Below are 16350 nucleotides of genomic sequence, written 5' to 3' on the forward strand. Positions count from 1 at the left end.
CTATCAACCCCCGGCTTCCGATGCCTTAACTTTTACGTAGCTTCCAGGCGCGTCCTCAATCGCCTCAAGCGGGCCTTCCCCGGGCTGACGGGGCTGAACTTGCTCTCCCTCGAATGTCGCCAGCCATTCACGCCAGTGTGGCCACCAGGATCCAGGGTGATGTTCTGCGCTATCAAACCAGTCATCCGGCGAGCCTGGCAATTGGTTATTGGTCCAGTACCCGTATTTTTCCTTGTAAGGGGGATTAATGACCCCGGCAATATGGCCGGAACCGGACAGAACGAATCGCACATCGCCGCCGTAAACCCCGGCGCCCCGATAAGTCGTTTTCCATTTAGCGATATGGTCCTGGCGGGCGGAAAGGAAGAAGGAAGGTACCCTGATGGCGGAAAGATCAATGCTTTCACCCGCAATCGTGAGGGCATCCGGCTGCACCAGTCGGTTATGCAGGTACATTTCCCGAAGGTAGTAGCTGTGCATTCTGGCGGGGAGGTTGGTGCCGTCGGTATTCCAGTACAGCAGGTCGAAGGCTTTGGGTTTCAGGCCTTTGAGGTAGTTGTTGGTCCAGTAGGACCAGAACAGATCGTTTTCCCGCAGCAGATTGAAGGTAAAGGCCATGGCCCGGCCATCCAGGTAGCCTTTGCGCTCCATGGTTCGTTCGATACCGCGGATTGAGTGATCGTTAATGAAGACGCCGATGCCGCCGGGGTCTGAAAAATCCAGCAGGGTGGTCAGATAGGTGGTGCTGACGATCGGGTTACGTTGTTTTTTTTCCAACCAGGCCATCGTGGTTCCGAGCAGGGTGCCGCCAATGCAGTAGCCGATGGCATTCATCTGTTGCTCGCCGGTCGCTTCAGTGACAGCATCAATGGCAGCCAGCGGGCCTAACTCCATGTAGTCGTCCCAGCCCCTGTTTTTCTGGGCTGGCCCGGGATTCCGCCAGGAAATCACAAACACCGTCTGGCCCTGGTCTACCAGCCAGCGAATGAAGGAATTGCGTTCGGTGAGGTCGAGAATGTAGTACTTGTTGATCCAGGGAGGAACGATCAGAAGCGGGCGCTGGGCCACGGTGTCTGTTGTTGGCGAGTACTGGATCAATTGCATCAGTTCATTCTGATACACCACTTTGCCAGGCGTTGTTGCCAGGTTGCCGCCCACCTCAAAGGCTGAACGGTCGGTCATGGCGACGTTGAACAGATTCGGGTTCTGCCGGATATCGTCTACCAGGTTGCGGGCCCCATCCACCAGATTCATGCCCTTTCGTTCCCAGGTTATCCGCAGGACTTCCGGGTTGGTCAGCGGGTAGTTGGAAGGTGAAAGCGCGCTCGTCAACTGACGGGCGTAGAACAGCATCTGGTCGCGACCTGGGCCGGGGAGCCCCTCCATACCTTCAACCCAACTCAGGAAAGCACGGGAGTTGATCAGATAGGCCTGTTGGAGCACATCAAAGGACAGATGCCGGTGCCAGTCCTCCGCCAGGAAGCGCCGGTCGTCCGGGTCCGGTTCGGCGACTGGTTCTGTAGGTTGGCCGGTGAGTCTGGTCAGTGTGTAGCGAGCCAGCCCCAGGTGTTTGCGGGCAAGATCGATTTCTGCACTGGCGAACCGGAGCGGGTGCAGCAGCAGATCCTCGGCCATGGTTCGATAGGCGTCCGAGATTTCGCTCAGTGTGGAGAGTTTGGTGTCCTCCATCATGCCGGTGTCACCGAGCCACTTTTCCAGCTGTTGCTGGCCCTGGCGGACGTTGTCCTCAAAGGTTTTCACCAGATGGGTGGCGGTTTTGCTCACGAAATCCAGACCGAACATGGGGCTCTCCTGCCTCTGAATAAAAAACGGCCGGAATGAGTGCCATTCCGACCGGTTTTGGTGTTGCTTGTCAGGCTGCCGATTTGGAACCGCTGGCCTTGGCGGCTGGTGCTTTCTCTTTGGCTGGTTCGCTCGATTCCTGTTCGAAGACCTTCTGCACCTGATCACGGGTTTCGCTGAAGTAATCCTGCCAGGCTTTCCAGTCCTGGGTGAACTGGTCACTCAGGGATTTGAGGGTCTCAGCCTGGTTGGTGGTCAGTTGCTTCAGCCCATCCAGATCACGAACCTCAGAGACCTTTCTGGCCTGGTCCATGGCAACATCGGCATAACGACGAAACGCATCCATCTGCATCTCGGCGGCCTTGCTGAACTGGGTGAAAAGGGTTTCGTTGAGGCGGTTGGCCTTGTTGATCATATCCTGATTCATTCGTTACAACTCCTTTGTAGTGATTGTCGGAACGGGTAGTTTAGCTCAGCTTCGATGACATGATTTTGACAGGCGTCAAACCGGCTTTCACCCTATCTCCTAGTCTATAGTTAATCTGATAACAGATAGATCCGGGAGACATCCGATGGCAAACCGAAAATCCGAGCTGGAAACCCTGAAAGCAGACCTTGAAGCCAGGCTGGCCCGCTACCAGGCGCATCAGCGCAGGGAGGCGGGGGCATTGGAAAAGGATTTCGAAGAGCAGGCGAGCCAGACCCAGAACGATGAGGTAGTGGATTCCCTGGAAGCGGAAACGCGATCGGAACTCCAGCAGATTGATCACGCCCTGGAGCGGATAGACCAGGGCGTCGGCAACGAATGCGAGCAGTGTGGTAACGACATCGATCCCAGGCGGCTTCAGGTATTGCCGTATACCACGGTTTGTGTAGATTGCGCGTCAGACTGACAACTTGGACGCAAAAGCACAGGATGAACAATGGCTGAAGTGCAACGCAACGACGGAGCCCGTTCCGGGCTACCGAAGAGTCAGATAACTGGTCTGATTCTGGGTGTGGCGTTCCTCCTGGCAACGCTGGTCCTGCCAGCGCCGGGTTCCATGGGGGCGGAGGCCTGGGCGGCGCTGGGGCTTATGCTGCTGATGGCCACCTGGTGGTCCACCGAAGCGATACCGATCCCGGCCACAGCCCTTTTACCGATCGTGCTGGTACCCGCGCTTGGGCTTGGCACTATCGGGCAGGCAACGGCGCCCTATGCCAATCCGATCATCTTCCTGTTTCTCGGTGGGTTTACCCTGGGCCTGGCGATGCAGCGATGGAATCTTCATCGGCGTATTGCCTTGCTGACGCTCAAAGCCATGGGTGATCAGCCCAAGCGACAGATTGCCGGCTTCATGCTGGCGACGGCTTTTTTGAGCATGTGGGTGAGTAATACCGCAACCGCTATCATGATGCTGCCCATTGGCTTGTCCGTGGTAGCGATGATGGACAACTCGAACCCGGAGGGTGTTCGGAAATATGCAACAGCGCTGCTTTTGGCCATCGCCTACTCCGCAAGCATTGGTGGTATTGCGACGCTGATCGGGACCCCGCCCAATGCTTTGCTGGCGGCCTATCTGAGTGAAAACCAGGGCATCTCGGTGGGCTTTGCCCAGTGGATGGTGCTGGGGGTTCCGGTCACTCTGGTAATGCTGGTGCTGACCTGGTGGTGGCTGACCCGGAGGGATTTCGGGATTGGTCAGGCATCGGACAGCGGCCAGATGATTCGGGATGAACTGGCCAAACTCGGAGTCATGAGCCGGGGAGAGCGTTTGGTGGCCGTGGTATTTGTCATCACGGCAACGGCGTGGATTTTTCGCCCGCTGTTGTCTGCCAGTCTGATGCCCTGGTTGAGTGATACCGGCATCGCAATCGCGGCAGCGATCGCCATGTTCCTTATCCCGGTAGATACCCGTCAAGGCACGTTTGTGCTGGATTGGGATTCCGCCAACAAATTGCCCTGGGGAGTACTGTTGCTCTTCGGCGGTGGCCTGGCCATGGCGGGGGTAATCAGCAGCTCCGGTCTTGCGGAATGGATCGCCGGCAGTCTGGGCGTGGCTGGTGTATTGCCGACCATCGTCATGATGGTAATTGTGGCTTCTGTAATTATCTTCCTGACCGAAGTCACCAGCAATACCGCTACTGCCGCCGCCTTTTTGCCATTACTGGGAGCGCTTGCCATGGCGCAGGAGGTGTCACCATTGCTACTGACGGTTCCCGCCGCGATTGCAGCCAGTTGCGCCTTCATGATGCCGGTAGCCACGCCGCCTAACGCGATTGTCTTCTCCAGCGGTCACATGCAGATTTCGGACATGATCAAAGCGGGTTTTGCCCTGAATCTGATGGGCATTGTGGTCGTCACTCTCATCACTTACGGGTTGCTGGGGTTGGTGTTCTCGCTCTGATGCTCCCCGCCACTTCATGGCTTTGCCTCCGGTCTTGAACCAGTTCTCATACCGGTTCCCGGAGGCCCCTTCTGCAGCGACAGATTTGAGGCACAGTTATCTTTAAGCCAGTTGCGATTTCGGTATCGTACGGTAACAACATGTAACCCGATAAGTTGCACGTCTAATAAAAACAGGGACTTTCCAAAATGCTGCTGGTGTTGGCCGGATCCATTCTCACGTTCACCATGGTGCAGGAAGCCACCGAGGTCGAGCCATTCGATCGTGGCACGATTGTTCTGGAGCAGAAGGTGGATGCCAGCCCTGTCGAGCTTCGATGGGACACCCGGGTCGAACCCCTGGTAGAGCAGAAATTCCGCAATATCGTTCGCCAGGCGTACGACTACAGTTGCGGCAGCGCGGCCCTGACCACGGTACTCAACTTTTATGTTGGCCGGTCTCTGACCGAACGACAGGTGATGGAAGGTTTGCTGCACTACGGTGAGAGCGAGCGAATCGTTGAACGCCGCGCTTTCTCCATGCTCGATATGAAGCGGCTGGTCACAGCCCTGGGTTATCCCTCTGGCGGTTTCAAGGCGGAAATTGAAGACCTGATGGAGCTGGACCATCCGGCGATCGTTCCCATTGATCACGCTGGTTTCAAGCACTTTGTGGTGCTGAGAACCATCCGGGACGGGCGTGTTTACCTTGCAGACCCGGCGGTTGGCAACATTTCCTTCACTGTGGCGCAGTTTCAGGAAAAGTGGGACGACAACGTGCTGTTCATTGTCTTCCCGGGCAGTGATAAACCCCTGGATAACCTTGAGTTGAAAGAGGAAGACCTGCGCTTTGTGGATGATCAGACAATGACTCTGCTGGCCATGCAGCAGATTCCAGAGTTCCACGAGTCAACGGAACGACGCATTCAGAACTTGTTGGAACGCCAGAAGAACAATCCGGACGGTAGCGTGGAAAATACCCGCAAACAGCTCCATTACCGTCGTCATTAATTTTCCCGGTCGTTTGGTCGGGCAGGAATAAAACAAATAAAAGTAGGGAGTCAGGATGAATCGTTGGTTTGTGCGAGGTTTTATCCTTGTTTCCGCGGCTGGTCTGCTTCCGGGCATGGCTATGGCTCAGGAAGGGAACGTGGATCAGGCGCGGGAAGCGCTGGCGCGTCAGGAAGGGGATGAGGATTCTACCAAACAGCTTGAGGAGGTTTTCCAGGCTGCCGAGAAGAATTACTCACTGCAGAAGAAGGGCACCCACTCCCTGAACTATTCGTTCGATTATTCCTATACCGGGGATCAGCGACTGGATCTGGCCATCACTAATGGTTCGGTTCGTAACCTGGACGTTGTTCCATCGGCTACCCATAACTTCACCAACGCGTTTTCCTACGATTACGGGTTACTGGATAACCTGACCATCGGCACCCGTGTTCCACTGGTCGTGAAGTATGACACTCAGGATGAACTGAACGTATACGACTTCGGCGACATCTCCTTCACCGGACGCTGGCAGCCTTTTGCCTATGTGCCCGGCAAGATGTCGACCACCTTCTTTGGCACCCTGAGCAGTAAAACCGGCGTCAGTCCCTACGAGATCGACATCAACGAGCAGTTGTCCACTGGCAGTGGTTATTACTCTGTGGGCGGTGGTCTGAGTATGTCGAAGGTACTGGACCCTGTCGTGGTCTTCGGTTCTGTCAGCGCGACCTACAATCTGACCGTAGACGGCCTGGAGCAGGTTCGGGGCGCCCGGTTGCTGGAAGAAGTCGATCCGGGCTTCGGTTTGTCCGGTTCCGTGGGTTTTGCCTATTCGCTCTCCTATGACATCTCACTCAGCGTGTCTGGCCAGCTCAGCTACAGCGACGAGACGGTGCTGACCTTCTCCAACGGTGACCAGGCCGTGGCCCAGGACCAGATGACTGGCTTCCTCAGTATGTCCCTGGGCACACGTCTCAGTGATATGACCATTGTAAATACCAGCCTCGGGATCGGTTTGACGGAGGACGCGCCGGACTTCTCCCTGGGTGTATCCCTGCCCATCAATTTCTCTGGCCTCAAAGAGTGATTGAAGTCGAGGACGTTTCAAGGGAAGGGGAAGGATTTCATGGGACAAGCTAGTCACAAGCGACATCTTCTGGCCGCCGCCATGGTCGCAGGCGTTTCCTGCGGGGCCCAGGCACAGCTGACGCAGAACCTGACGATACATCCGAAGGCGCTGGCACTGGGTAACGCCGTTACAGCAGATCCCCCGGGGCTGATGGCCATTCACTATAATCCAGCGGGCCTGACCAAACTCGACGGGCGCCAGCTTGAGGTGAACCTCCTCAGCATCTATCTGGATATTGACGCCGACTTCTACGCAGATGAAGACTACGAGATATTCGGAATCAGCGGGCTCGAAAAGGACCCTTTAACCGGAAACCAGCGCGATCCGATTGCGAACAGCAGTAGTCATACCAATAACGTGGCGATTTATGTGCCAGGTTATGGCATTCTTCGAATGCCCCCAGGCCCAGCCTTTGCGCCATCAGCGGGTATCAGTATCAAGCCGCCGGGTTCGAAGCTGACGTTCGCCAACGCTTTTTATCTGCCGATGGCCGCAGGCTTCTACCGGGATAAAAACGACCCCGGTCGCTACCTGCCCCAGGCGGCCACCCTCCAGCGGACCACCTACCTGTCTCCCACCGTCGGGTATGAGATCAATGATGAATGGTCTGTGGGCGCGGGCATTCATCTCTCGCATTTCGCCTTCGCAGCGGACCAGTACATGCGGGCGCCAAACCTGCTGATGGGGGTGGCAGAGGTTCTGCAGGATGCGTTCAACTGTGAAAGCGGCGACGAACCGCTGCAGCCCTGGCTTGCGTTATGTGGTGGTAATGTCGGCCCCTGGGACGACATCGGGGCCATGAGTCTGAATCTGCAGGAAACCATTTCACCCACCTACGCCCTGGGGGTGATGTGGGAGCCGACAGACTGGTTCCGCTGGGGTGCCAGCTATACGTCTGAAGCCGACATGAACCTCAAGGGGCAGTTCGAGATTCAGTACACCGATGACTGGTCCGGGTTCTGGCAGAGTGTGAATGGCTCCATTCTGGGTGCCATCTCGTCGGCCATTCTGAGTCTGCCCTCAGGTGCTCCGCGGGAGGCGGGCAACGTCAGTATGGATCTTGTCTACCCCCAGCATTTTCAGACCGGTATCAGCGTGGATGTTCATCCCAAGCTGACCGTGAATGCGGATGTTGGCTGGACAGATTTTGCCCAGTGGGATGCCTTCAATTTCCAGTTCGATCGTAATCTGGAGTTCCTGAACGCGGCACGTATTCTGTCGCCGGACAACGCCACATCCGATACCCTGCGCCTGCCGTTGGGTTTCAAGAGCCAGTGGAACTGGGCTTTTGGTGTGGAGTTCCATGCATCATCTCGTCTGGATCTGCGGGCCGGGGTGGAAATCCGGGACTCGGTTATTCCGGACGACCAGCGCTCGATTATGGCGCCATTCGGGGGCGCGAACCTGTACAGTATTGGCATGGGGTACAAGTGGGATAAGGACACGGAAATTGATATGAACCTGTCGTATCTGCAATCGATTGAGACCATTCCGGCCGACACCAGTTGCAACGTGAACTGCGACAACATCACCAACATCATCTATAACCCCTATGCCGACCTCACCATCAAGACTTCCCTGCGGGTGGTGATGGCAGGCTTGAGCTTCCGAACCAAATTCTGATCCTGACAGGGGGGGCTGTGATGGGACTTGGTCGATACAGCGGACTGGCGGTCGGTGTGTTTGCGCTCGCGTTGCTGGCAGGTTGCCAGACCGGAAGCAGCGGCGTTGCCGAGCGGGAAGGCTACTTTTCCTGGGTGGATGAGCAGGGCAGGGTGCGTTATTCCCGGATTCCCGACGCCCAGCGCGAAGACGTCACCCCAAGTGAGCCGGATGCCGAGCCGGTCGCCATCTCAGGCGAAGCCTCCGGGTCTGAGGCTTATCGGCCGGCCTCTGGCAGCGACCGCGGCGCCGCCGCAAAGCTGGAAGAAAACCTCGAATACACCACCGAGAATTATCCGGATGGTGAGGAGCTGGCGAAAAAAGGGTTTATCCGGCCTGGCCAGCGGCAACCCTATTTCACATGGCGTGATGCCGACGGCATTGTCCGTGTCAGCTATTACACCCCGGATATGCGAACCGAAGAGCAGAAACAGGCGGATCAGGCGCCGGTCATGCTCAGCGATGCCAGCGTATACCTGCCGGTCACTGTAGATGACCATACGCCGGTTGAGGGCTATGATCCCGACGCCTTTGCCATACTGGGGATTGAGGAAACGGATTCGTTTTTCCGGGTATTTGCCGAAAGCTGTTGCCAGACCCTGCCTGCCCGGGATTTCCTGCAGTGGCAGGAAGGCCGTGAGTTTGGTGTTGATTTTGAGGAAGACACGCCCCGCCACCGTTTCAGCACGGGTGATTCGCCCTATCGGCTGATTGCCCTGCCGTCCAGTACCTTTGTCCCCGGGTTTGTGATGCGGCTGCGTTCCTACGCCCACAATGGCGTGCTGGTACCAAGCCTGGCATTTCTCGACAAGGACTTTCAGCCCGTGCGGGTAGTGACGGATCTGGTTATGAACTACGAACCGGAAAACTGGCGTCGTCGCGGGTATCTGGAAAGCTGGGTGCCGGCGTTTCCCGGCCAGGGCGAGCGCTGGCTGGTGGTATTCACCCGCCCGGAAGACCTGGCTGGGCAAACGGTGACGGAAGCGGGCGACACGCCCAAAGCGATTCCACACGTTGAAACCGGAGAAATCGGCATCACGACATTTGAGGAGTGATGGCGACCATCAGTCTTCCGGTGCGTCCAGATTCAACCACTGCTGGGACAGCCAGTAGAAGCTGCCGTTACCCGCTGGATGGGTACAGTTGTATCGGAACCGACGGCTATTGATGGCTTTGGGTGCTTGGACCTCTATGCTATCTCCCACCACTTCAAAATTGATTCGACCGAGTCCGGACGCGAAACAGGTAAGCCGGGAGGGGCTGATGGCATCGGTGGGCGTGAAACTCAAGCGCGGCGGATTCTGCTCGAACACCCCGTCGGGCAGGTCTTTGGCCGGTACCGGAAAAGCCTTGCTCATCAGTTTGTCTTTCAGGCTGCCCAATTGGCCGTAGGCATTGGCCATGGGGAAGCGGGGCAGACGGGTTTTGCCTGAATACTGTCCAATAGCACCGGATTGTTGTCCGTATCCCAACCAACCCCTTTCGCTGAGCTTCTGTTCCAGGGCTAGATCGAATTCGCCGTACGGATAGGCGAACAGAGGCTCCTCCACGCCAATGCGGTTCTTCAGTTCTTGCTGAGCCTCGTCCAGGCTACTGGTAATCCGGTTTTCCCATTCATCTTCGGCTTCGCTCCGTCTGCGTGCCAGGTGAGCGTGGTCCGCGCTGTGATTGGCGATAGTCGCCAACTCATTGTTTGCCATTGTGCGGAGTTGCTCCCAGGTCATGTAGCCCCTGGCGCCTACCGAGTCGGTATTGACGAAGACAGTGTAGGGCAGCCCGAGGCTGTCCAGTAACGGCGCAGCAAAGGTATGGACGGATTCATAGGCATCATCGAACGTAATGGCCACTTCATTGGTGTCGGGGTGTTCGCCGGCCAGTGCCGCCCTGGTGCCGGCTTCCAGCGGCACCACGTCAAGGTCAAGATCCCGGATCATGCTTATCTGCGCCTCAAACAATGATCGGGACGTGCTGGTCGCCGGAGGTGTACTGTCATCCACGTGGTGATACTGCAGAACCACCAGGTCGGCCTGAGCCTGTGTTCCGGCCAGCAACAGGGTACTGATCAGGGGATACGCAATCAGTTTGTTTATTCGAAGCATGGTCTTGTTTCCTGACACACGGGATTTCGTAGGATGATTTAGGCGTAATGGGCTTTCAGAACCGAGAAGGCCTGATTCAGTTGTTGGATTTCTCCGGTATCACCGCCCCGGTCTGGGTGCGCACGCATCACGAGTTTTCGGAAGCGCTTCTTGACGGTAGCGAACTGCCCCGGTAATTCATCGAAACCCAGCGTTCTGGCCGCCTCGGCGGCTTCCGAGTGCTCGGGCCGGGACAGGGTGTTGCCAGCCCAGAAGTTGTCCATCATTTCCCGGATGGCGGCTTCGGAGAGAAAGTATTGGGACAGGTCCAGATAGAACTCGCGGAGGGCATCGGTAGAATCCGGCAGCGCTGTTGATTCGGAGCGATTCACGATTTGCCCGATGCTGAGCCGAAGCGGAGAGATATTCAGACTCTCACCCTCCACAGCAATCTGATCACGCAGACGGTAGAGCACGTGGAACAGCAGGAAGTGCACCGGGTACAGGCGATCGGGCTCATGAAAGTCGACGGTGCCGATCAGGCTCCAGCGCTCGCCCTGCAAGGCTCGTATCAGCTCTAACTCGGATAGCCCGGCCGGTCCTGCGGCCCGTAGCTCGTGCTCCACGGCAACCGACAGGTGTTGGACCTGTTGCTGTAGCCAGCTGTGTTCTTCACCACTGGCTTCGGGTGAGTCATCGAATCTCTGGTTATCTGTGGAGATGGTCATGGCCATCATGGTATGCCAGTCAGCCTTCGCTTGAAAGCCTGGTCAGGGCCGGGAAACCGCCCAGAAACAGCTGGGTGGAGAATTCAGCAGCGGTTCTGGCTTCGTCCTGGGCGAGTTCCGGCTTCTGGTGTGCTCGCCTGGCCACCAGCATGCTGGTGTCGTAGGCCACGCCAAAAAACGCGGCGCAAAGATAGTCCGCATCGACTGCCGGCAGCAGCCCGCGGGTCATGGCGTTCCGAACGTCTTCCTCAAGGGACAGCATGGTCAGGCCCAGAATATCTGAGCCGAACAGGTTTCGGAGGGCGCGCTGATTTTGATGGGCGAGCTCATACACCACCGGATCTTTCGCGGTGGCGCTGTAAAGCGCCAGATAGGCCCGGTAGACAAATTCCTGGGTTGAGGATGCAGACTGTCGCTGCTGGCTCATGTCGTTGTTGAGCGAGGTCAGGAAATCGCTGAGCAGGGCCGCGAAGATATCCTGTTTGCTGGAAAAGTAGTTGTAGAAGGTGCCGGCGGCGAGACCGGTTCTGCGGACGATGTCCCGAATGGTGGTGTTGTCGTAACCGTGCTCCTGGAAACAGTCTCTGGCCGCCCTGAGAATGGCGTGACGATTTCGGATACGGTTGAGCGCGCGCTTGCCCGTGGCTTGTGGTGAAGTCAATTTCAACATATCCATGTTGCTATCCTGTCCCTGATGGTTTGTGGCGCGTATAATTGCCCGCTCACTTACCTTGTGAGCGTGAAAACGAATGCCCGAAGCAATGACTGCCAGCCCTGAGAAGACACCGGCTTCTGATTACGAACGTCGCCAGAAACTGGAGCTTAACAAATTGCAGAAACGTCTGCGCCGTGAAGTTGGGCAGGCGATTGCTGATTTCTCGATGATTGAAGCCGGAGACAAGGTGATGTGCTGTCTGTCCGGCGGCAAAGACTCCTACGCCATGCTCGATATTCTGCTCAATCTGCAGAAGAGTGCGCCAGTGCGTTTCGAACTGATTGCCGTGAACCTGGACCAGAAACAACCGGGTTTCCCCGAGCATGTCCTGCCGGACTATCTTGAGTCGATGGGTATCGAGTATCACATCATCGAGAAAGACACCTACAGTATTGTTAAGGAAAAAGTGCCTGAAGGGAAGACCACTTGCGGACTGTGTTCACGCCTGAGACGGGGCATTCTCTACAATTTCGCCGAGGAGCATGGTGTAACCAAGATTGCCCTGGGCCATCACCGGGATGATTTGCTGGAAACCCTGTTCCTCAACATGTTCTACGGCGGCAAACTCAAATCCATGCCACCGGTGCTCCACAGCGACGATGGCCGCAATACGGTTATTCGTCCTCTGGCCTATGCCAGGGAGAAGGATATTGCCCGCTACGCGTCACTTCGGGAATTTCCGATCATTCCCTGCAATTTATGCGGCTCCCAGGAAAACCTTCAGCGACAGGTCATCAAGGAAATGTTCCAGACCTGGGACAAACAGCATCCTGGCCGTCTGGAAACCATGTTCCGGGCCCTTTGCAATGTCGAGCCGTCGCACCTGGCCGATCCGGAATTATATGACTTCAGGGAAGGGCGGCGTCTTGGCGGCAAGCGTCAGGCCGTTCAAACCGCGGAGCCCCAGCAGGATTTTGGCCGGCTAGATGTACTGAATCTCTGATCGTCAGTGATTCAGCAGGGCCTGGAAAGGCAGCGTCCAGAGGCCAAACAGGATTAACAGCAGGCCACTGAGCTTGCGGAAGCTCTGGTTGCTTTTCAGGCCTCTTATCCAGTTGGCGGCGAAGCCCGTCGCCAACATCGACGGCAGGGTTCCCAGTCCGAAGAACATCATCGTGAGAGCTGCGCTGCTGACGGTTGGTTGAAGCGCCGCCCATCCCAGTGTGCTGTAAACAAGGCCGCAGGGCAGCCATCCCCACAAGGCACCGAGAGCAAGGGCCTGGCCGCCATTGTGAACCGGCAGGAACTTGCGGGTAAGCGGCGACAGGAAGCGCCATGCCGGCGCCCCGACCCGCTCAATGTAGCGAATACCCTGCCACCATTGCCCCATGGATAACCCCATCATGATCAGCAGCAATCCCGCCAGGGTCATCAGAGCCAATCCGGCACCATGCCACTGGCTGGCGGCACTGGTGCTGAGCAGGGCAATCAGGGTTGCGATCAGGGCGTAGCTGGCAATCCTGCCAAAATTGAATGCCAGCAAGAGCAGGGTCTGCCGAAAGCGGAAGCCCCGGCCTACCGGCAATGCCATGGACAGCGAGGCGCTGATGCCGCCACACATGCCCAGACAATGGGTACTACCGAGCAGTCCTATCAGGAAGGCACTGGGGTAGCTCAGATAGAGTTCAGGCTGCATCCGCTATCCTGTCAGCCCTTGTCGGTATCGGTATCGGTTTGCTCCGCGTCGTCTTTCTGGCCGTCAGGTTTCGACTTGTTACGGCGGGCTTCCCTGGGAATCATATCCTTGTCATCGTCGTAGAGAATGCGATGAGCGGGGCCGTCCATGTCATCGTACTGCCCGTTCTTGACGGCCCAGGAAAACAGAAGGACGCCCAGCGCCACCAGGATGAGCATAAGCGGAACCAGTATCATGACAATCTGCACGATAACCTCCTGTTCATAAGTGTATGGCCCAAAGTATCAGGCTGCTTCTGGTGCGCCAAGGGTGGCCTCCGGGGGCGGTGTGCCCTTGTTGGACCGGCTGAGTCGTAAGGCGTTCAGCACAACGATCAGTGAGCTCAGGGACATGCCGATGGCAGCAAGCCAGGGGGCCACAAGGCCGGCTGCGGCCAGGGGCAGGGCGCAGACATTGTAGCCGAACGCCCAGATCATATTCTGACGGATGATTTTCCGGGTTTGCTTGCTGGTTTCAATCGCGGCGACCAGGGAATTCAACTGGCCATTCAGCAGTACCGCGTCGGCTTTCAGTTGAGTCAGGTCTGCCGCTGTACCCATAGCCACTGAAATACCGGCTCCGGCCATGGAGGGCAGGTCATTCAGTCCGTCACCCACCATCATCACCCGGTGCCCGTCCGCTCGAAGCTGTTCCAGCACTTCCAGTTTCTGCTCCGGTGAGGCTTCACCAATGGCTCGGTCAATGCCCAGTGCATGGGCTACCTGTTGTACGTGGCCGGAGCGATCCCCACTAAGGAGCAAGGTCTCGATTCCGGATTTCCGTAACGCCTGCAAGGCCTGTGACGCGTCGTCCCGTATCTTGTCATCCAGCCGGAAGCGTGCCAGCCATTCCTTGTCTGTCGCGAGCCAGATTTCCATGCCTTGGGCGTCTTCACCTTCTGGCGCAATTGCCGACGTGTGCTCGGAGACAAAGGCTTTGTGCCCGATGTAGACCGCCCGTCCATGGTAGTGTCCGGACAAGCCACCGCCCAGGTGGTTACTCACCTGACTGACGGTGACCGAAGGCTGCTCGTGGAATACCCTGGCAATCGGGTGCTCTGAATGTTTTTCAAGCCCCGCGGCAATCCGAATGCAGGTGTCCTGATCCAGGCTACCGAACACCGCTTGCCCGGTCAGACTAAGCTCTCCCCGGGTCAGAGTCCCGGTTTTATCAAACACCACGGTATCGATGGTGTTCATGGATTCCAGGGTGTGACCGCGAGTAGGCAGGAAACCAAGCCTTCTCAGGCGCACTGTGGCAGATGTGATCGCCGTTGGCGTAGCCAGCGAGAGGGCGCAGGGACAGGTAACCACCAGTACGGAAAGCGTGATATCGAAGGCGTTGTCGGCCCCGGCCAGCCACCAGCCTACCCAGACCACTGGTGCCAGTATCAGCACACGGCCGACGAACTTGCCCGCAATGCGATCGGCCATTCGGGCCACCGGCGGCTTTTCGGACTGTACGCGATCCAGAACTCGCAAGATGCCGGACAGCCGGGTCTGGGCCCCGGCATGGGTGACGCGGATGTCGAGCGGATTTTCCCCATTTACGCTGCCGGCATGAACGGTGTCGCCCGGCTTACGGGTTTCTGGCAGGTATTCACCGGTGAGGGCGGCTTCGTTCAGGGTAGACTCCCCCGAGACGATTTCGCCATCCACAGGTAGCGTTTCCCCTGGTCGAACCCGGATCACATCACCCGGTTGTACCTGGTGAATGGCGATGATCTCTGCCTCACCGTTCAGGACCCGTGCGGCAACAGAGGGCTGGAAGCCCGCAAGGGCATTGCCGCTCAGCCCGGCGCGATAGCGGGCCTGAACTTCAATGTATCGGCCCAGCAGCAGGAAAAAGGTAAACATGCACACGGATTCAAAATACACTTCGTCGCCCCCGACCACCGTTACCCAGGCGCTTGCGCTGTAGGCAAGCCCGATGGCGATGGCCACCGGTACGTCCATGGTCAGATGACGGGAGAGCAGGTCCCGGCGGGCATTGGTAAAGAATGGGCGAGCGCTGTAGAACACCACCGGCGTGGCAACCAGCAGACTGAACCAGCGGAAAAAATCCACAAAATCCGTGGAAAGATCACTGACAAGTTCAAAGTACAGGGGAAAAGCCAGCATCATGCTCTGGAAGGAACCGATCCCGGCCACCGCCAGACGAATGAGCATCGAGCGGTGCTCTGCCTTGAGCGCCTGTTCGGCTTCGTCGGCCTGATACGGGCGGGCGGTGTAGCCAAGTTCGTGGATGGCAATCAGAAGGTCGCTGAGACGTGCCTTGTCCGATGCCCAGACCAGGCGAGCCCGCTGTGTGGTGTGGTTTACGGTAAAGCTCTGCACGCCTGGCTGCTGTTTCATGTGATTCTCAAGCAGCCAGATGCAGGCGGCGCAGGTAATACCGCCGATCAGCAGCTGTGCCTCCTGGCCAGCCTTGACCGGTGCCACAAAGGCTTGTTGAACCAGGGGGTGATCCAGCTCCCGGATACGATCGAGTTCTGACCGGGTCAGTTCTCTTGGTGTAACAGCGGGTTCGGTGCGAAACTCATAGAAACCGGTCAGACCCTCCTGGTGGATGGTCTGACACACAGCCTTGCAACCCTGGCAACAAAAATGCCTTTGCTGTCCCTGCAGTTCCAGGGTAATCGGGGGTTCGCCATCCGCTGGTTCTCCGCAATGGAAGCAGTTCAGGGTGGTCACCCTTGGGCGTCGCCTTCTGCGTTAATGCGAATGGGGGTAGAGGAAGGAAGCCTTACCTCACCCTTTACCCGCCAGTCGTTATCTGGCCCCTGGAGGTCGTAGTACCAGCGACCACTGACATCCTCAAGGAGCTGGCCCCGGTACTGACCGGGAGCGACCCGGGTAAACTGGACGGTTTTATCCTGACCAGACAATGTCGGGTGATACAGGTTGAACACCAGATACGGGTAGTCGGCGGCACCATTCACGGTGCTCAGATCCAGTGTTGCAGAACGACCATTCAGGCTCAGTGAGCCTTTCATCTGGAGATCTGCCGCCTTTTCATCCCGGGCAATGGACATATTGATGCCACGCCCCTGTTTGGAATAGTCGTCGGTCACCAGCGAATTGTCCATGCTGGACGATACTGTCAGGGCGGTAATCCCCCACATGATCGACGCCAAAGGGAAAATGGTCAGGAACCAGAACCACGGCTGGCGATACCAGGGGGCAGGTGTTGCGTTATCAGTCAT

General features: G+C 57.3%; 16 protein-coding genes. 7 read left to right on the forward strand and 9 right to left on the reverse strand.

Translation table 11 applies throughout. The annotated features are described in order from the left end of the window. Positions 1-3 precede the first annotated feature (3 nt). Positions 4-1803 carry an alpha/beta hydrolase gene (locus tag OZ656_RS08770; protein ID WP_199452167.1) on the reverse strand — a complete coding sequence of 600 codons (1800 nt, stop codon included), beginning with the start codon at positions 1801-1803 and terminating at the stop codon, positions 4-6. Positions 1804-1873: 70 nt separating this feature from the next. Then, on the reverse strand, positions 1874-2230 hold the full coding sequence (locus OZ656_RS08775) for a phasin family protein (RefSeq protein ID WP_153741419.1): 357 nt from the start codon (positions 2228-2230) through the stop codon (positions 1874-1876). 145 nt (positions 2231-2375) lie between these two features. On the opposite strand from OZ656_RS08775, the gene OZ656_RS08780 reads away from it, so the two are divergent. From OZ656_RS08780 to OZ656_RS08805, 6 genes are all read left to right on the forward strand, one after another. Further along, positions 2376-2696, forward strand: a complete 321-nt coding sequence (locus OZ656_RS08780; RefSeq protein ID WP_153741418.1) for a TraR/DksA C4-type zinc finger protein — start codon at positions 2376-2378, stop codon at positions 2694-2696. 30 nt (positions 2697-2726) lie between these two features. After that, on the forward strand, positions 2727-4190 hold the full coding sequence (locus OZ656_RS08785; RefSeq protein ID WP_153741417.1) for a DASS family sodium-coupled anion symporter: 1464 nt from the start codon (positions 2727-2729) through the stop codon (positions 4188-4190). Between the two features lie 188 nt (positions 4191-4378). Further along, positions 4379-5179: a C39 family peptidase gene (locus OZ656_RS08790; protein ID WP_113879044.1), complete on the forward strand. Its 801-nt coding sequence runs from the start codon at positions 4379-4381 to the stop codon at positions 5177-5179. 55 nt (positions 5180-5234) lie between these two features. Further along, positions 5235-6245, forward strand: a complete 1011-nt coding sequence (locus OZ656_RS08795; RefSeq protein WP_153741416.1) for a transporter — start codon at positions 5235-5237, stop codon at positions 6243-6245. A gap of 39 nt (positions 6246-6284) precedes the next feature. Further along, positions 6285-7910: an OmpP1/FadL family transporter gene (locus OZ656_RS08800; protein WP_153741415.1), complete on the forward strand. Its 1626-nt coding sequence runs from the start codon at positions 6285-6287 to the stop codon at positions 7908-7910. A gap of 20 nt (positions 7911-7930) precedes the next feature. Further along, positions 7931-9004, forward strand: coding sequence for a MalM family protein (locus tag OZ656_RS08805; protein WP_224848809.1), 1074 nt, complete (start codon positions 7931-7933; stop codon positions 9002-9004). A gap of 9 nt (positions 9005-9013) precedes the next feature. On the opposite strand, the gene OZ656_RS08810 is transcribed toward OZ656_RS08805, so the two are convergent. From OZ656_RS08810 to OZ656_RS08820, 3 genes are read right to left on the reverse strand one after another with little or no spacing between them, the layout of a single operon-like run. Continuing rightward, positions 9014-10048 (reverse strand): polysaccharide deacetylase family protein, encoded by a 1035-nt coding sequence (locus OZ656_RS08810; protein WP_278350914.1) that lies wholly within the window; start codon positions 10046-10048, stop codon positions 9014-9016. Positions 10049-10086: 38 nt separating this feature from the next. After that, positions 10087-10755, reverse strand: coding sequence for a DNA-J related domain-containing protein (locus OZ656_RS08815; RefSeq protein ID WP_228285498.1), 669 nt, complete (start codon positions 10753-10755; stop codon positions 10087-10089). Between the two features lie 19 nt (positions 10756-10774). Next, positions 10775-11431, reverse strand: a complete 657-nt coding sequence (locus tag OZ656_RS08820; RefSeq protein WP_022991796.1) for a TetR/AcrR family transcriptional regulator — start codon at positions 11429-11431, stop codon at positions 10775-10777. A 73-nt stretch (positions 11432-11504) separates the two neighbouring features. Here OZ656_RS08820 and ttcA point away from each other — a divergent pair, with 73 nt between their 5' ends. Further along, the gene (gene ttcA, locus OZ656_RS08825) at positions 11505-12413 is read left to right on the forward strand and encodes a tRNA 2-thiocytidine(32) synthetase TtcA (RefSeq protein ID WP_011785273.1); all 909 of its coding nucleotides are present in this window, start codon (positions 11505-11507) and stop codon (positions 12411-12413) included. Between the two features lie 3 nt (positions 12414-12416). On the opposite strand, the gene OZ656_RS08830 is transcribed toward ttcA, so the two are convergent. The 4 genes from OZ656_RS08830 to OZ656_RS08845 are packed head-to-tail and all read right to left on the reverse strand — an operon-like array spanning position 12417 to position 16350. Further along, on the reverse strand, positions 12417-13106 hold the full coding sequence (locus tag OZ656_RS08830) for a sulfite exporter TauE/SafE family protein (protein ID WP_011785272.1): 690 nt from the start codon (positions 13104-13106) through the stop codon (positions 12417-12419). Positions 13107-13117: 11 nt separating this feature from the next. Further along, positions 13118-13354, reverse strand: a complete 237-nt coding sequence (gene ccoS / locus OZ656_RS08835; protein ID WP_153741409.1) for a cbb3-type cytochrome oxidase assembly protein CcoS — start codon at positions 13352-13354, stop codon at positions 13118-13120. A 36-nt stretch (positions 13355-13390) separates the two neighbouring features. Continuing rightward, on the reverse strand, positions 13391-15838 hold the full coding sequence (locus OZ656_RS08840; RefSeq protein WP_153741408.1) for a heavy metal translocating P-type ATPase: 2448 nt from the start codon (positions 15836-15838) through the stop codon (positions 13391-13393). Beyond that, positions 15835-16350: a FixH family protein gene (locus OZ656_RS08845; protein ID WP_153741407.1), complete on the reverse strand. Its 516-nt coding sequence runs from the start codon at positions 16348-16350 to the stop codon at positions 15835-15837. Before OZ656_RS08845 ends, OZ656_RS08840 begins: the two co-directional genes overlap by 4 nt.

The sequence above is a fragment of the Marinobacter sp. LM1 genome, from assembly GCF_042763285.1.
GTDB lineage: Bacteria > Pseudomonadota > Gammaproteobacteria > Pseudomonadales > Oleiphilaceae > Marinobacter > Marinobacter nauticus.

Excerpts from the sequence above, each read along its gene's own strand:
- OZ656_RS08820 (WP_022991796.1), bottom strand. The coding sequence starts at position 11,431 with ATGGATATGTTGAAATTGACTTCACCACAAGCCACGGGCAAGCGCGCG.
- OZ656_RS08775 (WP_153741419.1), bottom strand. The coding sequence starts at position 2,230 with ATGAATCAGGATATGATCAACAAGGCCAACCGCCTCAACGAAACCCTT.
- OZ656_RS08830 (WP_011785272.1), bottom strand. The coding sequence starts at position 13,106 with ATGCAGCCTGAACTCTATCTGAGCTACCCCAGTGCCTTCCTGATAGGA.
- OZ656_RS08810 (WP_278350914.1), bottom strand. The coding sequence starts at position 10,048 with ATGCTTCGAATAAACAAACTGATTGCGTATCCCCTGATCAGTACCCTG.
- OZ656_RS08815 (WP_228285498.1), bottom strand. The coding sequence starts at position 10,755 with ATGACCATCTCCACAGATAACCAGAGATTCGATGACTCACCCGAAGCC.
- OZ656_RS08795 (WP_153741416.1), top strand. The coding sequence starts at position 5,235 with ATGAATCGTTGGTTTGTGCGAGGTTTTATCCTTGTTTCCGCGGCTGGT.
- OZ656_RS08780 (WP_153741418.1), top strand. The coding sequence starts at position 2,376 with ATGGCAAACCGAAAATCCGAGCTGGAAACCCTGAAAGCAGACCTTGAA.
- ttcA (WP_011785273.1), top strand. The coding sequence starts at position 11,505 with ATGCCCGAAGCAATGACTGCCAGCCCTGAGAAGACACCGGCTTCTGAT.
- OZ656_RS08790 (WP_113879044.1), top strand. The coding sequence starts at position 4,379 with ATGCTGCTGGTGTTGGCCGGATCCATTCTCACGTTCACCATGGTGCAG.
- OZ656_RS08845 (WP_153741407.1), bottom strand. The coding sequence starts at position 16,350 with ATGACTGATAACGCAACACCTGCCCCCTGGTATCGCCAGCCGTGGTTC.
- OZ656_RS08800 (WP_153741415.1), top strand. The coding sequence starts at position 6,285 with ATGGGACAAGCTAGTCACAAGCGACATCTTCTGGCCGCCGCCATGGTC.
- OZ656_RS08785 (WP_153741417.1), top strand. The coding sequence starts at position 2,727 with ATGGCTGAAGTGCAACGCAACGACGGAGCCCGTTCCGGGCTACCGAAG.
- OZ656_RS08770 (WP_199452167.1), bottom strand. The coding sequence starts at position 1,803 with ATGTTCGGTCTGGATTTCGTGAGCAAAACCGCCACCCATCTGGTGAAA.
- OZ656_RS08805 (WP_224848809.1), top strand. The coding sequence starts at position 7,931 with ATGGGACTTGGTCGATACAGCGGACTGGCGGTCGGTGTGTTTGCGCTC.